Annotated in this window: 15 protein-coding genes and 4 tRNA genes; 13 read left to right on the forward strand and 6 right to left on the reverse strand. The window is 38.4% G+C overall.

The features are described from left to right. Positions 1-10 precede the first annotated feature (10 nt). Complete coding sequence (gene cspE / locus F1325_RS11895; RefSeq protein WP_004243573.1) at positions 11-223, reverse strand: transcription antiterminator/RNA stability regulator CspE; 213 nt, start codon at positions 221-223, stop codon at positions 11-13. A gap of 455 nt (positions 224-678) precedes the next feature. On the opposite strand from cspE, the gene F1325_RS11900 reads away from it, so the two are divergent. Next, positions 679-1,185, forward strand: a complete 507-nt coding sequence (locus F1325_RS11900; protein ID WP_109373813.1) for a YlaC family protein — start codon at positions 679-681, stop codon at positions 1,183-1,185. Positions 1,186-1,341: 156 nt separating this feature from the next. Further along, positions 1,342-1,417, forward strand: a tRNA-Asn gene (locus F1325_RS11905). 142 nt (positions 1,418-1,559) lie between these two features. Here the strand turns inward: F1325_RS11905 and F1325_RS11910 are convergent. Together F1325_RS11910 and F1325_RS11915 are read right to left on the reverse strand one after the other, a co-directional pair. Beyond that, entirely contained in the window at positions 1,560-2,153 is a 594-nt protein-coding gene (locus F1325_RS11910) for an NAD(P)H-dependent oxidoreductase (protein WP_160230503.1), read from the reverse strand. Between the two features lie 89 nt (positions 2,154-2,242). Beyond that, on the reverse strand, positions 2,243-3,184 hold the full coding sequence (locus F1325_RS11915) for an AraC family transcriptional regulator (RefSeq protein ID WP_232805435.1): 942 nt from the start codon (positions 3,182-3,184) through the stop codon (positions 2,243-2,245). A 296-nt stretch (positions 3,185-3,480) separates the two neighbouring features. Between F1325_RS11915 and F1325_RS11920 the strand changes: the two genes are divergently transcribed. From F1325_RS11920 to F1325_RS11945, 6 genes are all read left to right on the forward strand, one after another. Next, a tRNA-Asn gene (locus tag F1325_RS11920) sits at positions 3,481-3,556 on the forward strand. 353 nt (positions 3,557-3,909) lie between these two features. Continuing rightward, positions 3,910-3,985, forward strand: a tRNA-Asn gene (locus tag F1325_RS11925). Positions 3,986-4,308: 323 nt separating this feature from the next. Further along, positions 4,309-4,384, forward strand: a tRNA-Asn gene (locus F1325_RS11930). A gap of 198 nt (positions 4,385-4,582) precedes the next feature. Continuing rightward, positions 4,583-5,635, forward strand: coding sequence for a dihydroorotase (pyrC, locus tag F1325_RS11935; protein ID WP_109373814.1), 1,053 nt, complete (start codon positions 4,583-4,585; stop codon positions 5,633-5,635). A gap of 211 nt (positions 5,636-5,846) precedes the next feature. Next, entirely contained in the window at positions 5,847-6,101 is a 255-nt protein-coding gene (gene bssS, locus F1325_RS11940; RefSeq protein WP_064720401.1) for a biofilm formation regulator BssS, read from the forward strand. 294 nt (positions 6,102-6,395) lie between these two features. Further along, positions 6,396-6,998, forward strand: coding sequence for a response regulator transcription factor (locus tag F1325_RS11945; protein ID WP_160230504.1), 603 nt, complete (start codon positions 6,396-6,398; stop codon positions 6,996-6,998). A 268-nt stretch (positions 6,999-7,266) separates the two neighbouring features. Here F1325_RS11945 and ttrA read toward each other — a convergent pair whose 3' ends face one another. Genes ttrA through ttrB form a run of 3 tightly spaced genes read right to left on the reverse strand, consistent with a single transcriptional unit; the run spans position 7,267 to position 12,108 of the window. After that, positions 7,267-10,347 carry a tetrathionate reductase subunit TtrA gene (gene ttrA / locus F1325_RS11950; protein WP_109373816.1) on the reverse strand — a complete coding sequence of 1,027 codons (3,081 nt, stop codon included), beginning with the start codon at positions 10,345-10,347 and terminating at the stop codon, positions 7,267-7,269. After that, on the reverse strand, positions 10,340-11,368 hold the full coding sequence (gene ttrC, locus F1325_RS11955) for a tetrathionate reductase subunit TtrC (RefSeq protein ID WP_109373817.1): 1,029 nt from the start codon (positions 11,366-11,368) through the stop codon (positions 10,340-10,342). Before ttrC ends, ttrA begins: the two co-directional genes overlap by 8 nt. Next, positions 11,365-12,108 (reverse strand): tetrathionate reductase subunit TtrB, encoded by a 744-nt coding sequence (ttrB, locus tag F1325_RS11960; RefSeq protein ID WP_160230505.1) that lies wholly within the window; start codon positions 12,106-12,108, stop codon positions 11,365-11,367. Before ttrB ends, ttrC begins: the two co-directional genes overlap by 4 nt. Before the next feature lie 177 nt (positions 12,109-12,285). Here ttrB and ttrS point away from each other — a divergent pair, with 177 nt between their 5' ends. The 5 genes from ttrS to F1325_RS11985 all read left to right on the forward strand — a co-directional run bounded on the left by ttrS (position 12,286) and on the right by F1325_RS11985 (position 19,124). Continuing rightward, positions 12,286-14,049 (forward strand): tetrathionate respiration histidine kinase TtrS, encoded by a 1,764-nt coding sequence (gene ttrS, locus F1325_RS11965; protein ID WP_109373818.1) that lies wholly within the window; start codon positions 12,286-12,288, stop codon positions 14,047-14,049. A gap of 10 nt (positions 14,050-14,059) precedes the next feature. Beyond that, on the forward strand, positions 14,060-14,662 hold the full coding sequence (ttrR, locus tag F1325_RS11970) for a tetrathionate respiration response regulator TtrR (RefSeq protein ID WP_109373819.1): 603 nt from the start codon (positions 14,060-14,062) through the stop codon (positions 14,660-14,662). 74 nt (positions 14,663-14,736) lie between these two features. After that, positions 14,737-15,678 carry a Kdo(2)-lipid IV(A) acyltransferase gene (locus tag F1325_RS11975; RefSeq protein ID WP_109373820.1) on the forward strand — a complete coding sequence of 314 codons (942 nt, stop codon included), beginning with the start codon at positions 14,737-14,739 and terminating at the stop codon, positions 15,676-15,678. A gap of 281 nt (positions 15,679-15,959) precedes the next feature. After that, positions 15,960-17,168 carry a multidrug efflux MFS transporter MdtG gene (mdtG, locus tag F1325_RS11980; protein ID WP_109373821.1) on the forward strand — a complete coding sequence of 403 codons (1,209 nt, stop codon included), beginning with the start codon at positions 15,960-15,962 and terminating at the stop codon, positions 17,166-17,168. A 420-nt stretch (positions 17,169-17,588) separates the two neighbouring features. Beyond that, complete coding sequence (locus F1325_RS11985) at positions 17,589-19,124, forward strand: peptide MFS transporter (protein ID WP_099075795.1); 1,536 nt, start codon at positions 17,589-17,591, stop codon at positions 19,122-19,124. The last annotated feature ends 16 nt before the right edge of the window (positions 19,125-19,140 follow it).

Below are 19,140 nucleotides of genomic sequence, written 5' to 3' on the forward strand. Positions count from 1 at the left end.
AGGCTTTAAATTACAGAGCTGTTACGTTAGCAGCTGCTGGACCTTTTGCACCGTTTTCAATTGTGAATTCTACGTTCTGACCTTCAGCCAGAGTTTTGAAACCGTTACCTTGAATGGCAGAAAAGTGAACGAATACGTCTTTGCTTCCGTCTGCTGGAGTAATAAAACCAAAGCCTTTAGACTCGTTGAACCACTTAACTTGACCTTTCATTTTGTCAGACATGTGACTTTCCTATATATCAATAAAACGTTGCCTTCTCGGCATCTACTGGCCTGAACTACCTATAACTTATGGGCACACATGAAGAAAACGGTCAAAAAGCGATGCTGTTTAAAACTCATTAACTTAGAATGTCAATCATAAATCAGGTCTGTATTGAGGCCTTACTCATTAACGCATGAGACAAGTTTAATAGCAATAGTTTTATGCGTCTAAAGATTAAAAAAATGCGAATTGCACATTAAAAATACAATTCTTCCTCTATTTTTATCACTGTGCATAAAATTTATTTGATATTTTATCTCTATTATTAACAATGACTAAGAATATTCTTAATGGTCTAACAATAACAGTTAATACCAGAATTTAAAAAAACTGTTCTACCCGCTTATCTTGTCCCCGTGATAATCTAGTAATAAGAAACAAGTTTGCAACATTCATCTCTTAAGGTGTTTACAATGAATGTATTAAAAGAAATCTTAGAGCGTGATTTAGACCGGATCAATACAGCAGAAAAAAGAGACGGGAAACCACATTTTAATAGTCAGTTTTTAAAAAACCATATCTGGTTATGTATCAGCATGGTTCTCTCTTATATATTGCTCGCTGCGTTATTAATTTATTCACCTTACTTTGGTGTTATCTCGCTCATTCTCTTTACTGTCATGTTCTTAGTTATGGCAGGTATCTTGTTATTTGATATAAAACCTATCTATAAATTTGAAGATATTGGTGTTCTCGATTTGAGAGTTTGCTATAACGGTGAATGGTATACCTTTGAAAAACTCTCTGATGAAGCCATAAATGAAATTCACCAGCACCCTGCAATATCTAAACAAATAAAAGAAGACATTCGCGAGATTATTAGTAAAAAACAAGAAATTCATTTTTACGATGTGTACCTGATGGCATTTGATCCCGTACAACAATCAATTTCAGCATCACAATTATCCCCTCAAACCTAATTGATCCTCCGTGTTACACACAAAAACACGGAGAATAACTTCTATTATTTAGCCACTTTGTTGATAAACCAACCAAACAGATATTTAATCCACTTTTAACGTTGACACTCTGATATATCATCGTTATTATGCGCCTCGTTCTCACGAGAACTCGCTTCCTCCATAGTTCAGTCGGTAGAACGGCGGACTGTTAATCCGTATGTCACTGGTTCAAGTCCAGTTGGAGGAGCCAAATTTAGAAAAGCCCGCGCTATTGCAGTGCGGGCTTTTTGCTTTCTACATTCTTATCATCTAAATCAGCTACCTAAATCCAATCTGTATCGTTATCTTGCTTGATTAATAAATAGCTAATTTATATCTAGTACGATAAAGACCTAACCTGCTATTCCAACAATTTCGTGTTTTAGGTGTTTTTTATACGCGTCAACATCTTGCTCAATTTGCGGTTGTTTCACCACATCAAACATTCCGAAGGTTTTTAATCCTTCCATACCTAAAAATTGATTCGCTTTATGGAATGGAAAATAGACAGCATCAATCCCTTTTCCTTCAAAGAACTGTTCTTGTTCTTCAAAAGATTCAAAAGGTGCATTCCAAGTTACAGAAAGAAGATACTTTTTGCCTTGTAATAATCCACCCGAACCATATTTTTTCGAAGGATCTTTTCGTGTACGACCATCATCAATATACATTTTGCCGTACCCAGCACTAAATACATCATCAATGTATTTTTTTAAGATCCAAGGGCCTTCCATCCACCATGCTGGCATTTGATAAATAATGACATCGGCCCATAAGTATTTATCAACTTCTTCGTTATTATCATAACCATCATCAATGCGTGTTGATTGCACATTTATCTGATGCGAAGACAACAAATCTGTGGCGACTTGCGTTAAATGATCGTTGAGTTTCCCTTCAGAACCATCAAACTCTTTTGCAGCATTAATAATAAAAACGTTAGTCACTTCTAAACTCCTTGTATACACATATTTAATAAGCAAACTGTAACGCAATTACTCATCACTGCTTTAACTCATTTCTCCATTATTCTTGCCTAATAATCCAAAGATACCGTTTCAGTTTCTGATTCTTTTAATCGTTGAATATCTTTTAAAGGTGATAAACCAAATAATCGATGATATTCACGGCTAAATTGTGAGGGGCTTTCATAACCGACGATAAATGCTGCTTTAGAAACATCACTCATTTCAATCAGCATGATCCTTCTTGCTTCATTCAGCCGTAACCACTTTTGATATTGCAACGGCGTCATGCCAGTTCGTTTTTTAAAGTGAAAATGAAATGATGAGGTGCTCATACCCACTAACGTTGTAAGATCTTCAATCCGAATTGTTTCGTGATAATGTTGTTTAATCCAATCAAGCGCATGACTAATTTGCCGACACTGAGGATGTTGTGATGCTAACAGTTGCTGACGCGCACCATCATTCGATCTTAATAAGTAATAAAGGATCTCTTTTTGGATCAAAGGTGCAATAAAAGGTGCATCTTCTGGTGTATCTATTAGTTTTATAAGCCTTGTTACTGCTTGTAAAATTGGCGCGGTTGCTTGAACAATTTGTTGAGCGCTGATCTCGTTATTTTCTTGTAGTAATTCAAACTTATTTTCAGCTAGCAGTTCAGGTAATAGAGCGAGGTCTAATTTTAGCAACATTGCTAAAAAAGGCGTTTCTTTTGACGCTTCACAGACTTTAGCAAAAGTAGGTATATCTGATGATGTTAAAAGCATATTCATAGGACGATAACAGTTTGTCTCTAGCCCTATCGTTATTTGCTTTGCACCTTGTGCAGCAATAGCCAAACTGGGTTCATACATCCAGCCTTCAGACTCTGTAATAGAAGTATACCGACATAACGCTAAACCAGAAACAGAGGTATCCCATCCCCCTTCTTTATCTTTTGTATATAGAAGAAGTGTTTTTTTAAATTGCTCAAACTCTAATACCATCGGTACTGATAAATTCGTAGTATCCATCGTCTCGGGATCTTCAATTAGTCTTTAAATTCGTCAGATTGTATAACTAAACAGTATGAAAAACTTTCTTTTAAAAAAACGCTTTATCTTTTCTTTCCAATGTAAGACACATTTCAGCGAGTAGAAATGAAATTTCGAATATTATTTCTATTGATAACCATTTATTTTTTATACATTTTTGTCAAAAAAGAAACAATCTGATGCACTCTTGAGCAAACGGTTATTTTTTTCCTTTTTTTACTTTACAAGGTGAGCGAGGATAGCTATTATTCGCCTCGTTCTCACGAGAACTCGCTTCCTCCATAGTTCAGTCGGTAGAACGGCGGACTGTTAATCCGTATGTCACTGGTTCAAGTCCAGTTGGAGGAGCCAAATTTAGAAAAGCCCACGCTATCACAGTGTGGGCTTTTTGCTTTCTACTCATCAGTGATTTTTATTCCTCTATTTCTTATTTATTTCCTTTGTATCCTCTACATATTCATCTTATGCATCTGTTATTTCTGTTCTGTGTTAACTCAAAATCATCAATAAAAAAACACCTTTTTATAAAACTATTTCAATCAACATAGTTCTATTGACTGTTTTTTAAACGTAAAACCACCTTATTTGATTTAAAAACTATAAATTAGTTATTTTTTAACCACTTAAACTATTATTTCACTTTTTTTACTTTACAAAGTTCATCACCCTCGCTATTATTCGTCTCGTTCTCACGAGAACTCGCTTCCTCCATAGTTCAGTCGGTAGAACGGCGGACTGTTAATCCGTATGTCACTGGTTCAAGTCCAGTTGGAGGAGCCAAATTTAGAAAAGCCCGCGCTATTACAGTGCGGGCTTTTTGCTTTCCACCTTCTCTATTATCAATACCTTTCTCATTTTTCTATCTATTTTATTTTTCAAAGCCCAACATGGTCTCAAATACGTTATCTCTTTATTTTTTATCTTTATTTTTATTCTTCAGTGTGAAAAAAATAGCCATTTAAACGAGTTCACCACCTCATTATTAGATTATCTGTTTTAGAAACACACAATATGTTGTTTATCTATGCACTTAAACAAATATCGTCGATTGTCCTTTGACATATCAAATCACCCACTATATGATACACGCCACTTAATGATGTTCCTCCATAGTTCAGTCGGTAGAACGGCGGACTGTTAATCCGTATGTCACTGGTTCGAGTCCAGTTGGAGGAGCCATTTCTTTTTGTGTCACCCTCATAACCTCTTGATTTTATTCTCTGTTTCACCTTACATAATTTCAAAAACATAATAAAAAAATACGATTAAATGGTAGCTATTTAATCGTTTTCGTATTAGCATTCGTTTCCGGCTTGACTATCTAGTCCAATCCAATCCTTGATCTTTCGATTTTCCTAAGACACACGGAGCCGGTATATGACCACTGCACAACCTATCACCCTCACTATTCGCCGTCCTGATGATTGGCATGTTCACTTTCGTGATGATGACATGCTAAAAACTGTTGTTCCTTATACCAGTCGCTATTTTGGCAGAGCTATTGTCATGCCAAACCTTGTTCCACCTGTTACAACGATTGAAGCGGCTCGCACTTACCGTGATCGCATCAAAGCGGCTATTCCTGCCAGCGATAACTTCGAACCGTTAATGACTTGCTATTTAACAGATAGCACATTGCCTTCAGAAGTAGAGCAAGGTTTCTTACAAGGTGTTTTTACTGCTTGTAAACTTTATCCTGCGAATGCAACAACTAACTCAAGTCATGGTGTATCCGATATCACAAAGATTTATCCAATCTTAAGTGTGATGGAAAAAATCGGTATGCCATTGCTGATCCACGGCGAAGTAACTGCTTCAAGCATTGATATTTTTGATAGAGAAGCACGTTTCATCGATAGCGTTATGTCTCCTGTACGCAAGCAATTTCCTGAGCTAAAGATTGTTTTTGAACATATTACAACTAAAGAAGCCGCTCAGTATGTATTAGAAGGAAATGAATTTCTCGGTGCTACCATTACTCCGCAACATTTGATGTTTAACCGCAATCATATGTTGGTTGGCGGTGTTAAACCTCACCTATATTGCTTGCCTATTCTTAAACGCAACGTTCACCAAGAAGCACTAAGAGAAGCAGTTGCATCAGGAAACTCTCGCTTTTTCTTAGGTACAGATTCAGCACCTCACTTACAACACCGCAAAGAATCATCTTGTGGTTGTGCCGGGGTATTTAATGCACCAACCGCACTGGCAGCCTACGCAACCGTATTTAAAGAACTCAATGCATTACAACACTTTGAAGCCTTCTGTTCTCTAAATGGTCCACGTTTTTATGGTTTACCCGTTAATGAAGGGACAATCACATTAACTGAAAAAACTGTTGAGGCTCCAGCACAAATCCTTTGTGGTAATGAAGCGCTTATTCCTTTCTTAGCGAATGAAAATATTCATTGGGATATCACTGTCGATTAATTCTCCCCCTTGATATATATCTAAAATGCACCATATAACATTTGTTCGACTGTTAATGGTGCATTACTCTTTTATCAGAGCCAGTACACATTTTTTTGTTATAACCAAAATTTATCTTTTTAATCACGATAAATCTCGTATACTGAAAAGTAACCACTTTGTGTGGGAGCTTCTCTCTTAGTCAAAACCGGTTGTATGATTAGGAGGTATTATGAGTAGAAAAAATGAAGTTATTCAGACACATCCTGTTGTAGGCTGGGACATCAGTACCGTTGACATCTACGATGCCATGATGTTGCGTTTACATTATCTTCCTGAAAACGAACATCATCCAGAAAATGCAGTTGTAGATAAGACACTTTGGCTCACAACAGACATAGCTAAGCAGTTGATTCATATTCTTCAAGCTGGCATTGATAAAATTGAATCATCTGAAGATTCTGTTTCAGACAACACCAAACATTAATAAAAAGATCTAGAAAAGTTAGCGAACGTAAAACAGGAGTACTTGGTACTCCTGTTCTCATTTTATCTCTCTACAATCCCCTATCACATATTATTTATATCAATATATAAACCAGCTCTTACTGCATGCAAATAATTGTCGATATTAATAAATCAACTTTCATTTAATGAAAAAATAATCATAACCTTTTTATTCGATATATCTTCAGAAAAATAACATATAAGCCGAATTGACATAAAATAAGGTTATCTTTATTTTAATAAATTAAAACAGCTACAAACAAGGAAGTTATTTGTGAAAGTATTAATTATTGATGAATGTTTTTTTACTCGTAATGGTATAAAACATTATTTTTCGAAGAGAAATGTAAGACATGAGATAATTGACACATCATCTATACAAGAAGCCAATAATTATATTAATCACTCAATGCCAGATATTATATTTATTGATCTCACAAGATATTGTCGAGAAGTAGCACATTGCCCGCACTTGCAACTTTTTTTTATTTCAACAAGAAGCTGTCGGCTTTATCTTTATATTGATGCTAACTATCCAGACAAAGAAAGACCTATCGCATTGACAAATAACTGTTTTATCCTTCCGAAGAAGATACTTCCTTGGGTGCTTGAAAAGACATCTTTGTTCACTTCTCGATGCCAAGTTTACTTTCCGACCTATAAACATTCATTATGTTCTATTTTTAGTTCACAAGAACAAAAAATTATTAATTATTGGATGAATGAAATACCTAATCATCAAATTGCTAAAAAACTATCCATTAGTAGTAGTACAGTATATTCACACAAAAGGCATATTACCGAAAAAATTAATGTGAAAAATCGAATTGAATTATTTTTCATATATAATATTTTAAAATACATATATGAGAAATAATCCTATTACATTTCAATAAAAAAAATAAACAGAAGAAAAAAGGAATCCAATTCCTATTATTACTCCCTGTAAATGAGGTGGCTAATATGCGTGCTGACCACCTTAAATTTATTATAATACTATGTATGTAGGATACATATGATATTAAAATAATTAAACTGATATAGCTCTATCTTATAAAAGATAAAGTAAACTGATTTGTTATTCAATCACTTCACTCTTCTTTTAATAAAGAGTGAAGTGATTATTTAAAATACCAAATCGATAATTAAACTATGCGCTCAATCTTAGCAGGTAAACCTTGACGCACAGATGCACCAGATACCCAATCTAACCATGTATTAGTGATTTGACGTGTTGGATCAGCAAACCCTAAATCATTAAGGTTGATACCGTTGCCAATGCCTTTATCCATCGGTAATGGTTGTTCATCTAAATAATGCTGACGAGAGCCTAACTCTTGATGCCCATATCCATGTTCAATCGCTAAAACGCCCGGCATTACGCCATCAAGTAAACTAATCTCAGCTTCCACTTGTCCACCGGGTGTAACAATGCGAACTTTATCACCATGATTAACACCCCATTTTTTACCATCTTGAGGATTAATTGCGACTAAGTTACTCGGTTTTACCATTCTTAAACGCTGGATCATGCCTGTTGAACTACTCACCACATGAGACTTAAAGGACATCAATTTTAATGGCCACTGCTCTTCAGGATAATGCTGATGAATATCACTACCATCCGATAAACGTGGTGGATAATAAGTCGGGCAACCACTATAACGTTCACCTGTTATTGCATGATGGTTTTTAGCCACTTCTTCATTCCAGATTTGTAATGGTTTTTTCCACTGAGGCCCCGTTTCTTCACCATTCCACGCTTTGTCATAAGGGGCAAAACGACCCCCTCGTGTATAGATATACGCAACTTGAAGAACTTCTTCATTTTTTAATGTTGATGTTATCGCAGGTAAAATACGGTCTACACCACTTAATAAAATATCTTCATTGGTTGCAGGGGCAACAGGTTTTTCCCCCATAAACGCCATATTAGCGGCAACGCGTAAATAGTAATCTTCTGCACTATTGATTGGATAGAAGTTACCATCCATATCTTCGATTGCTTTCTCACCAAAGCCTGGTAAATCTAAGGCTTTTGCAACAGCAATACAGAATGTTTCCATTGAAATTGGCTGACCATCAGCTGTTTTTGCAACACGAGGTTCAACAATCGGCCAGCGTGCTGTACTTGCTTTAGTTTGAACACCAGACCAAGGCGCACTAAATCCCCAACTCTCAAAGTTATGCGTATCAGGAACAATATAATCTGCCAACGCTGTTGTTTCATTCATAAAAGCATCAATACCAATAATCAAAGGTAGGTGCTTCGGATCTTTCAAGCGCTCTTCCATCACTTGGCGAATACCCGCAATCCCATAAATAGGGTTGGTCATATTCGTTATCCATGCTTTTAATGAATAAGGATAACCTGCTAATGCAGAGCCTAGCTGCTCAGTTAATTGTCCAGCAGCAAACGGATACCAAGGTGCTTTTGCTGGATATGGGGATTCCCCTTTCTCTATACGCTCACGGTATTCATCAGATTTCTCATAGGCTGCTTTGCTGCGTGATAACACCATGCCTTTTGGTTTAACTTTACCTTTAAAGCTATCCATTTTGTAACATGGCCCATCGGTTGCACCATTAAACTTACCGCCACCAACAGATACTCCACCTTTAAGGTTTAAGTTACCTATTAGCGCATTAAGCATAATCACGCTCCATGCAGTATAGAAACCATTACCGCCCATCATACCGCCATGAGAGATAACCGCCGCTTTTCGGCCATAAGCGGTAAATTCACGACCTAATGCAGCGATTGTTGTTTCTGGTACTTTACAACGCTCACTATATTCTGCCAGTGTCATACGTTTAGCCGCTTCATCAAGTAATTGGAAACTTGATTTAACCGTAACGGTAGCACCCGTTTTTAATGTCACAGTATGCGTAGCAAACAATTGTGCTTTATTAACTTGGGTCGATGGAACTAATTCACCTTCAAGTGATAAAACCAAGGTTTGCTCTTCCCCTTCTGCAACATCATTAAAATGTGCAGTTGTCAGCATTTGTCCTGACAAAGGATGTTTTTCATCACTGATCACAAGGTGGGTCGCATTCGTCCAGCTCTTCTCACCCACATTTTTCATTGAAACTTCGCTTGGTACTGACAGATATTCTGCATTGTAACGATTGTTTTCAATGATCCAGCGGATCATCCCCATAACTAAAGCGGCATCCGTTCCCGGTTGAACTGGAACCCAATGTCCATGATCGTTAGCTAATGTTGTTGTTAAAGGTAAAGCAGGAGCAACAACCACATAGTTAAACGAATCACGAATACGTGCGTTAGCTAACTGACGACCTTGACGCTTAAATGGGTTACCTGATTGTGCTGGAGATGTTCCTAAAAACAGTGCAAATTCAACGTAATCCCAGTCAGGCTTAACGTGGGCGTTTTTATCTAAATCGTTCATTAACGCACCAGAGCCAGCACGGTACGCCAATCCACAATAAGAGCCATGAGCACCAAAGTTTTTACTACCAAATGAGTTTTGAGCAAAGCGACGAATAAACGTATCTCGCCCATCATCACCCGCATTTGTCATTAATAATTGGTTAGCTTTAGGGCCTAAAGCGGGTTGCTTTGGATCGATTAAAGTATCTAAATCACGAATGGTACGTAAACCATCAACATGGCCTTCACCAAAGAGATCGCCACCTTCAACAATTTCTTGGATCAACTGCTCAAAACTAATGCGCTTCCATTTACCTTCACCGCGCTTACCCACGCGTTTCATCGGCTCAAGAATACGTGTTGGGCTATCAAGGCTTTCCATCATGGTTGCACCACGAGCACACGCAGTAGAGCGGTTTTCTAAACCACTTTCACCACCCATTTTTTCAAATGCTTCTTTAATTGGCATGTTATAGCCAAAATGATGGTCATGAGAAAGTGGGTGATAAGGATTACCTGCAATACGTAAAACTTTATTATTGGCTCTATCAACACGGGCACGAACGCCGCATTGTGTCCAGCACCCAAAACATTGCGTCATACAAACAGATTGCTCTGTATTCGCTTGCCATTTTGCGTCTTTTACAACTTTACCTTCGGGTAATAAAGAGTTTCCGTTGATCCTATCAAGTGTCACTTTGCCTGATGTGCCATCAACTAAACCATCTATGGCACGTTTAGCAACATCACGGTAGCTGGCAGCAAATGCGGCAATACCACCGATAACTAACCCACCTTTAAGCCATTGACGTCTTGTAAACTTAGCCATGCTGCACTCTCCTGACAACCCAACGAATACTTTCTCTAAATAAAATAGTTAACGCTATCCACAATCCAAATGTACCAACAATTGCCATCAATCCATCATTACCTAGCGTAAACTCATAAGGGTTTGTAATTATGTTATATTTTGGAATGTATTGAGCACCCATCAACATCAACCAACGTAATACCCACGCAAGTCCCATTGATACAAATGCCATGATGGTAATAAACGCAACCGAACGTACTTGTTTTGCCATCAAAAGTCCCATCGCAACAGAGATACTCCATAGAGCGATAACGCCCATGGCACTCCACCAGCCAAGGCTTCCCATTACTAATTGTTCTCTAATTGCCTGACCTGAAATCGTATCGCCTGCAACCCAAAAGCCCGTACATACTGCTAATAACATCAGTGAACTCACAAACCACATCGCTAATTCACGCTGATGTACAGGTTCACGACGTGTGCCTAATGCGAGTAATGTCGGTAGTACTTGCATTGCACTAAAGAACAACAGTATTGGTAACCAGTAGGTATACAACACAGGTCTTGCTTTTAAGATAGAGGCTTCGCGACCTGTATATAACAGCAAACCAATTGCAGTTAATGAGCAAGCTAATGCTACCCAACGAGTTAATTTGTATTCACGCTTCCAGACTAGACGAACGACCATCGCAGCAAAGTAAAGCATGCTAAATACTGAGAACAACGGCAGTAATAGTGATCCCCATGCCATCCAAGACCACGGTGTTGGATAAGCATAGAAATGCCACACGCGTGCTGTTTGGTGTAAATCTGCCGTTAAAGCAAGAGGTGCCGTAATGCCAGCGGTTACCGCAATAAAGACAGCAACCGCTTCTAAACGTTGATTACCTGCACCGCCTTTCCAGCACTGCCAGCACGCATAAAGCGTTGCACTACAAGCAATACCGATAAAAAAGAAATATTGCACAGCCCAAGGTAACCAAAAATATTCTTGAGGGATCGCGATGACTTCTTGAATTTGAGAAATTTGCGGGATCATGAGTGAACCTCCTGCTGCCATAATGCGGGTTGTCCTTGACCTGCTAACGGTTGTACAAATGCATCATCGAGGCCGAGATAGAAAACTTGTGGCAATGTACCGCTTTCTGGTTTTAATACTTTAAGCTCTTTTTCATGTGTACGTAGCATTTTGCTGATAGCGCTATTAGGATCTTTCATATCGCCGATAATACGAGCACCGCCAACACAAGATTCAACGCACGCAGGCAATAATCCAACTTCGAGGCGATGTGCACAGAAAGTGCATTTATCTGCTGTTTGTGTTGAGTGATTAATAAAACGGGCGTCATAAGGACATGCTTGAACACAATAAGCACAACCGACACAACGTTCATTATCAACGACGACAATGCCGTCTTTACGTTGGAAAGTCGCTTGAACAGGACAAACTGGCACACAAGGTGGTTCATCACAATGGTTACACAATCTAGGCAGTAAGACGTTGGTTATCCCCTCTTGCCCCTTGATAGCAACCTGATATTGGTTTACTGTCGTCCTAAATTGTCCTTGAGGCGTCTGATTTTCGATGTTGCAGCTCACAGTACAGGACTGGCATCCTACACAACGGCGTAAATCAATCAGCATACCGTAGCGTTTATCTTCCGAGCCCTCACGACGCTCAGGTGATAATTTAATGCCGGCTTCAGCTAAAGGAACCAGTGAAGCACCTGCAGTAAGGACCCCTAATTGTTGTAAAAATTTTCGTTTTCCAAGATCCATATTTGTCTCCAGCATCACTCAATAACACAATCTCACTATGAGTGAAGGAAATAGAAATTAAAAAGTATGTGTTTTGTTATAAGTGCATTGTAAAAATTACTGAAGATGACACCTATTGTGGTTTACCACATACCAAGTGCGAACTTGATCCAAGACAATATTTAACATTAGATATTTATGACGATAAAACAGACAATTGGGATAAGAAACGCAGTAAGTATCGGGTTATTACTGCTCTTTTTTGTACTTCCTCTACAAGCCACAGCAAAAGAGTGGACAATCGGTGTTTTAGCACTACGTGGTGATGCGTCCACTCAAAGACACTGGCATCCACTTGTTGATACATTAAATGAACAATTTCCGTCAGAAAATTTTGTGTTAATGCCATTAAATCTGGAGGAGATGAAATTAGCAGTTGCGAAGAAAAGTGTTGATTTCTTACTCACAAATCCTGCGCAATTTATTCAATTAGATAATGCATTTCCATTACGCTGGTTGCTCTCTTTACGTTCTGGCTATGAGCCTGATAACACGACACGAAATGTCATTGGGAGCCTAATTCTCGTCCGTAACGATAGCCCGATTACTTCTGCACATGAATTAATCGGAAAACGCGTTGGCGCCATTGCCCCTGATGCCTTTGGCGGCTATCTTTTAGGTTACAAAGCGCTACGAGAAGACGGTATTGATCCTGATAAAGATTTCACATTGCGTTTCACGGGTTTTCCGGCTGATGCTTTACTTTATCTATTACGAGATGAAGATATTAATGCAGCAATTATTCCCGTCTGTTTACTGGAAAATATGGATAGCGAAGGGCTTATTCGTAAAAGTGATTACCGCCCCTTGATTTCCTATCAAACCAATACGCCATGTTTAACCAGTACACCGCTCTACCCTAATTGGTCATTCGCAGCACTAGATACTGTACCTGATGAACTTGTTGATAAAGTCACTCGCGTTTTACTCACCGATGATAGTAAACCGATGAAATGGGGAGCCCCTGCTTCACATACACAAGTTGAAAAGTTATTAAGGGAAGTCAACCAACATCCTCGCCAAAGACAGCTTTGGCAAGATGCGCAAAGTTGGGCTATTCAGCACCAATTTATTATTGGTCTTTCATTGGCTGCTATCCTTTTTCTCATCCTAAACCAAGTCTGGATCAGCTATTTAGTTAGGCGTCGTAGTCGCCAACTGGAACACGCTCACAATCGATTAAGACAGCAAAAAGAAGAGTTAGAACACGCTCAACGCTTAAATATATTGGGAGAAATGGCATCAGGATTTGCTCATGAGCTTAATCAGCCACTTTCTGCTATTAAAAGCTATGCGCAAGGGAGCGTTATTCGCCTCAAAAGAGAGAATGAATCGCACCCATTGCTACCTGCATTGCAACAAATAGATAAGCAGGCGCAACGCGGCGCTGATATCATTAGAAATCTGCGTTTATGGGTTGGAAAACAAACACCTAACACTGATACTATTTTGCTTTCTCATCAAAATATTGCAGAGTGTATCCAACATATTTGGAAACTTTTACGTGTAGAAGACAAATACCCACAGGTTTCACTGATCACCCATATTGATGAACATGATACCCTGTGTTTACCCGAAACATTATTAGAGCAAATTTTATCGAATTTAATCACCAACAGTCTCCAAGCTGGCGCTAACGAACTAAAAATTAGCACCCATAAGGCTCCTGATAGGTTACTTATAGTCATTGAAGATGATGCGGGTGGAATGAGCCACAGCCAACTTGAACAGCCCTTTTCCCCATTCCAAACAACAAAAACGGAAGGACTTGGGTTAGGTTTGGTGATTTGCCAACGTTTATTGCTTTCTCAAGGTGCTGATATTCATATTGAAAACCAAAAGAATGAACAAAATAAAGTTGGAATAAAAATCACACTTATTTTCCCTAACAAAAATAAATAACGGAGAAAAAATGCCAATAATTCATCTTGTTGATGATGATCTTGCTGTCACTGATGCTTGTCAGTTTTTATTAGAAAGCTTAGGTTATTCAGCCCATGTCTGGAATGATAGCGAGTTCTTTATCAACAATGTCAATCTCTATCAGCAAGGTGTTGTATTGTTAGATATGAGAATGCCAAAACCCGATGGCAGGCAAGTCCACCAGCATTTAATTGATAAGCACAGCACCCTTTCTGTGATTTTTTTAACTGGTCATGGCGATATCCCCATGGCAGTTGAAGAGATCAAAAAAGGAGCTATCGACTTTCTACAAAAACCCGTTGATAGCAATGCATTGTTATCTGCTTTAGATGCAGCATTTCTTGAAACCAATACGCGTTTTACCGCACATGATATTCGTCGCCGTTATGCTTCATTAACCCCAAGAGAAAAAGATATTGCCTATTATGTTATTCAAGGATTAATGAACCGAGAAATTGCAGAAGTTGCTTGTGTTTCAATAAGAACTGTCGAAGTTCATCGAGCAAAAGTGATGGACAAAATGGCAGCTAAAAATATTGCCGAATTGGTGACGGCATTACAAGGCATCGAAATAATTTCACCTAATTTATGACAAAATTTCTGATCTGCACCAAAAAGTGTCACAATATAAGATATTCATTGGAAAAATAGTAAATAGATAGGCTTATGATAAAGTCACCTCCATTTAAAAAATCATTTTTGCAGCCTAAATATTGGCTGACTTGGTTCGGGATCGGATTACTCTATATTCTGGTTCTCCTTCCTTATCCTGTCATTTATTGGCTAGGTACGCGCCTAGGCCGTTTTTCGAAAGTTTTTTTAAAAAAACGCGTCCAAATAGCGGAACGTAATCTTGAGCTCTGTTTTCCACAGATGCCGAAAAGTGAGCGAGAAGCCTTAGTTAATAAAAATTTTGAATCTGTTGGTATGGGATTATTCGAAACAGGTATGGCGTGGTTTTGGCCAGAATGGCGTGTCAAACGTTGGTTTAAAGTCAGCGGGCTTGAAAATATCCAAAAGGTTAAAGACTCAGGACAAGGGATCTTACTTATTGGCATCCATTTTCTAACACTTGAACTTGGTGCTAGGATTTTTGGTATTTATAACCCTGGAGTCGGCGTTTACCGCCCTAACGATAATCCCGTTATGGACTGGCTACAAACATGGGGTCGATTACGTTCTAATAAATTTATGATTGACAGAAAAGATGTCAAAGGCATGATCCGTAGTTTAAAAGCAGGTGAAATTATTTGGTATGCACCTGACCATGATTATGGTCCTCGTAAAAGTGTTTTTGTGCCTTTGTTTGCAGTTGATAAAGCGGCAACAACAACGGGAACTTATATTCTGGCAAAAACGAGCAAGCCCGCATTAATTCCATTTACCCCAAAACGCTTACCTGAAGGCAAGGGTTATGAATTAATTATATCGCCACCTGTTGCTGATTTTCCTATTGATAATGAGGAAAATAGCGCGAAGGCGATGAATAAAGTCGTTGAACAAGAGATTTTACGCGCGCCAGACCAATATATGTGGTTACATCGTCGCTTTAAAACTCGTCCAGAAGGTGACGCTTCTTTATATAACGAAATAAAAAAAGTACACTAAGTACACTAACGACAAAGTGGCTGTTTTGAAATAAAACAGCCACTTTGTTATATTATAATGCACTGAAATAACAATAATAAAATCAATAACAGTGTAAGCTATAAACTCCTGCAAAACACATTATAAGAGCAAGACCTATCGCACTTATTCTGTATCATGGCTATATTCTTATTCATCATAAAATAAGAAAACCGACTTGTTGTTGCCACGCTCAACATCGCTACGGTTATTGTCAGTCTATTTTCTTGGTTTACTCTCTCGTTCTCGGCTAAAGGAGTAACATGGATCTCAAGCCCCGAAATAACTCTTGGAAACGTAATCTCTATATTGTCTGGTTTGGCTGTTTTTTAACTGGCGCCGGTTTTAGTTTGATCATGCCCTTTCTTCCTTTATATGTAGAAGAATTGGGTATAACCGATCACGAAGAGCTTAACCTTTGGACAGGTGTTGCATTTAGTATTACTTTCCTTTTTTCTGCCATTGCAGCACCTTTTTGGGGAAAATTATCAGATAGAAAAGGCCGAAAATTAATGCTGCTACGTTCTGCCCTTGGTATGGCGATTGTGATGGTATTAATTGGGTTTGCTCAAAATATATGGCAATTATTAGTACTGCGAGCCTTGCTGGGTATATTAGGTGGCTTTGTTCCGAATGCAAATGCGTTAATTGCCACTCAAGTTCCAGTTAAAAAAAGCGGCTGGGCATTAGGAACACTTTCAACAGGCGCAGTGAGTGGCGCATTAATAGGTCCTTTAATTGGCGGTATGCTTGCCGACCTCTATGGTTTACGTCCTGTATTCTTTATTACTTCTGCCGTTTTATTTATTTGCTTTTTAGTCACCCTTTTTTTTGTAAGTGAAAACTTTACACCTGTTTCTAAAAAAGACGCACTGACCACCAAACAGGTATTCTCATCACTTAAAAATAAAAGACTTGTTGTATGCCTATTTTTCACTACGATGATCATTCAAGTAGCAACGGGCTCTGTTACGCCTATTTTGACACTTTATATTCGTGAATTAACAGGTTCAGTTAGCAACCTTGCCTTTATTAGTGGTGTTGTCGCCTCGGTACCCGGTATTGCTGCACTTATTAGCGCACCTCGTTTTGGTAAATTAGGTGACCGAATTGGTCCTGATAAAGTCCTTCTTTTTACCCTCGGACTCTCTATTTTTATGTTAATTCCAATGGCACTAGTCAGTAGTTATTGGGAGCTTGGCGCGCTACGTTTTTTACTTGGGGCGGTCAACGCAGCCATGTTACCTGCGGTACAAACGCTTATTCTTTATAACATTACCCCTGTTATTGCGGGTCGAATTTTCAGCTATAACCAAGCACTAAGAGATGTTGGAAATGTTACAGGACCGTTAATGGGGGCTTTTGTCGCTGCAAGCTATGGATTTAGAGCTGTTTTTTATTTCACCGCAGCCGTTGTCTTTTTTAATCTAATTTATTCTTGGTTAAGCTTTAGAACACCACAAGAAAAGTAGTCAAAAAATCTACAAATTAGATTAGTTAATAGTTTTTTTTCTTCAAAAAATTACACTTTTACATTTAAAGGCCTAATTGTTATTTTTTTTATTCTATTTTTTGTAATTTATTGTTTATTAAGAATATTCTTGCCACCTATTTGTTAAGACCTATAAAATCTTCTTGTCCTCTTTTTTCAAAAAATTGCAAGGTTAACTATTGCAAAATGAGATTTTTATCGACTTTTGCACCAAAAAATGGTTTATAAAGTATTAAATATACTTTTAGTCACTAAATTCTGACAAAAGTATGTTAAAAATATATTAATTAAATGCAGTGGATATTGATAACAGAATGAAATAATTTTGTTTCGCCACTAGCTGATATTTTGTTCTTTTTACTTGCAAACGACCTGTAGAGGTTTTTTTTGGGAATTTAAGATGCAATCTACTCACTCAAAATCTAGCCGAACTTTCTTTGGCCACCCATATCCATTAAGCTCCCTTTTCTTCACCGAAATGTGGGAACGCTTTTCTTTCTATGGTATTCGCCCATTATTAATTCTATTTATGGCGGCAACCGTTTATGAGGGTGGCATGGAAATCCCCAGAGAGCAGGCATCTGCTATTGTGGGTATTTTCGCAGGCGGTGTTTATTTAACATCGCTACCAGGAGGTTGGCTGGCTGATAACTGGTTAGGCCAGCGCCTAGCTGTATGGTATGGCTCTATCTTTATTGCGTTAGGGCACCTATCCATCGCACTTTCAGCGTTTTGGTCACAAGATCTGTTCTTTATCGGTTTATTACTGATTGTATTGGGGACAGGGCTATTTAAAACCTGCGTAACTGTGATGGTAGGAACCTTATATAAAAGGGATGATACTCGCCGTGATGGTGGATTCTCCTTATTTTATATGGGTATCAATATGGGCTCATTTATTGCACCACTCATCACGGGTTTCTTAGTACGTGATTATGGCTGGCATTGGGGCTTCGGTATCGGTGGGATTGGTATGCTTGTTGCGTTACTGATTTTCCGCTTTTACGCAGTACCTACCATGCGTCGCTTTGATAGCGAAGTCGGTTTAGATTCAAGTTGGGATCGCCCAACCGTTGTTCGTCGTAATGTCGGTCAATGGATCTTAGCGTTATCTGTCGTTCTTATAGCAATTGTTGGTCTTATTATTTCTGGTGTTATTCCTTTTAACCCAGTTGTTGTGGCTAACTTTATGGTCTATGTAATTTCAGGTAGTGTTATCGCTTATTTTATCTATTTATTCCTATTTGCTGGATTAAGTAGTAGTGACCGTTCTCGCTTATTTGTTTGTTTCCTCTTATTGGTTTCAGCAGCCCTTTTCTGGTCTGCATTCGAACAAAAACCAACATCATTTAACTTATTTGCCAACGACTACACTGACTTAAACTTTATGGGTTTTGAGATCCCAGCAGTTTGGTTCCAGTCTGTTAACGCCCTGTTTATTATTATTCTTGCACCTGTATTTAGCTGGTTATGGCCAATGATGGCACGTAAGAATATGAATTTAAGCAGTATGACTAAGTTTGTGATTGGTATTTTATTTGCAGCGGGTGGCTTTACCGTCATGATGTTTGCATCTGAAAGCGTTATTGCAACAGGACAAGGCGTTTCACCACTTTGGTTAATTGGCAGTATCTTATTACTGACATTAGGTGAATTATGCTTAAGCCCAATTGGGCTTGCCACAATGACTATTTTAGCGCCAGCTAAAATGCGCGGTCAGGTGATGGGATTATGGTTCTGTGCAAGTGCATTAGGTAATTTGGCAGCAGGTTTAATGGGTGGAAATATCCGTCCAGACAAACTGGATGTAATGCCTGATTTCTTCTCTCATGTTTCTATCGCTCTGGTTATTTGTGCTGTTGTTCTTGCTGCACTGATTATTCCAGTTCGTAAACTTTTACAAAGTGCAGATAGCAAAGAGAAAGCACAAGCTTAATCTAATGCGTTAATTA

Source organism: Proteus columbae, from assembly GCF_009914335.1.
In the GTDB taxonomy this organism is placed as follows: domain Bacteria; phylum Pseudomonadota; class Gammaproteobacteria; order Enterobacterales; family Enterobacteriaceae; genus Proteus.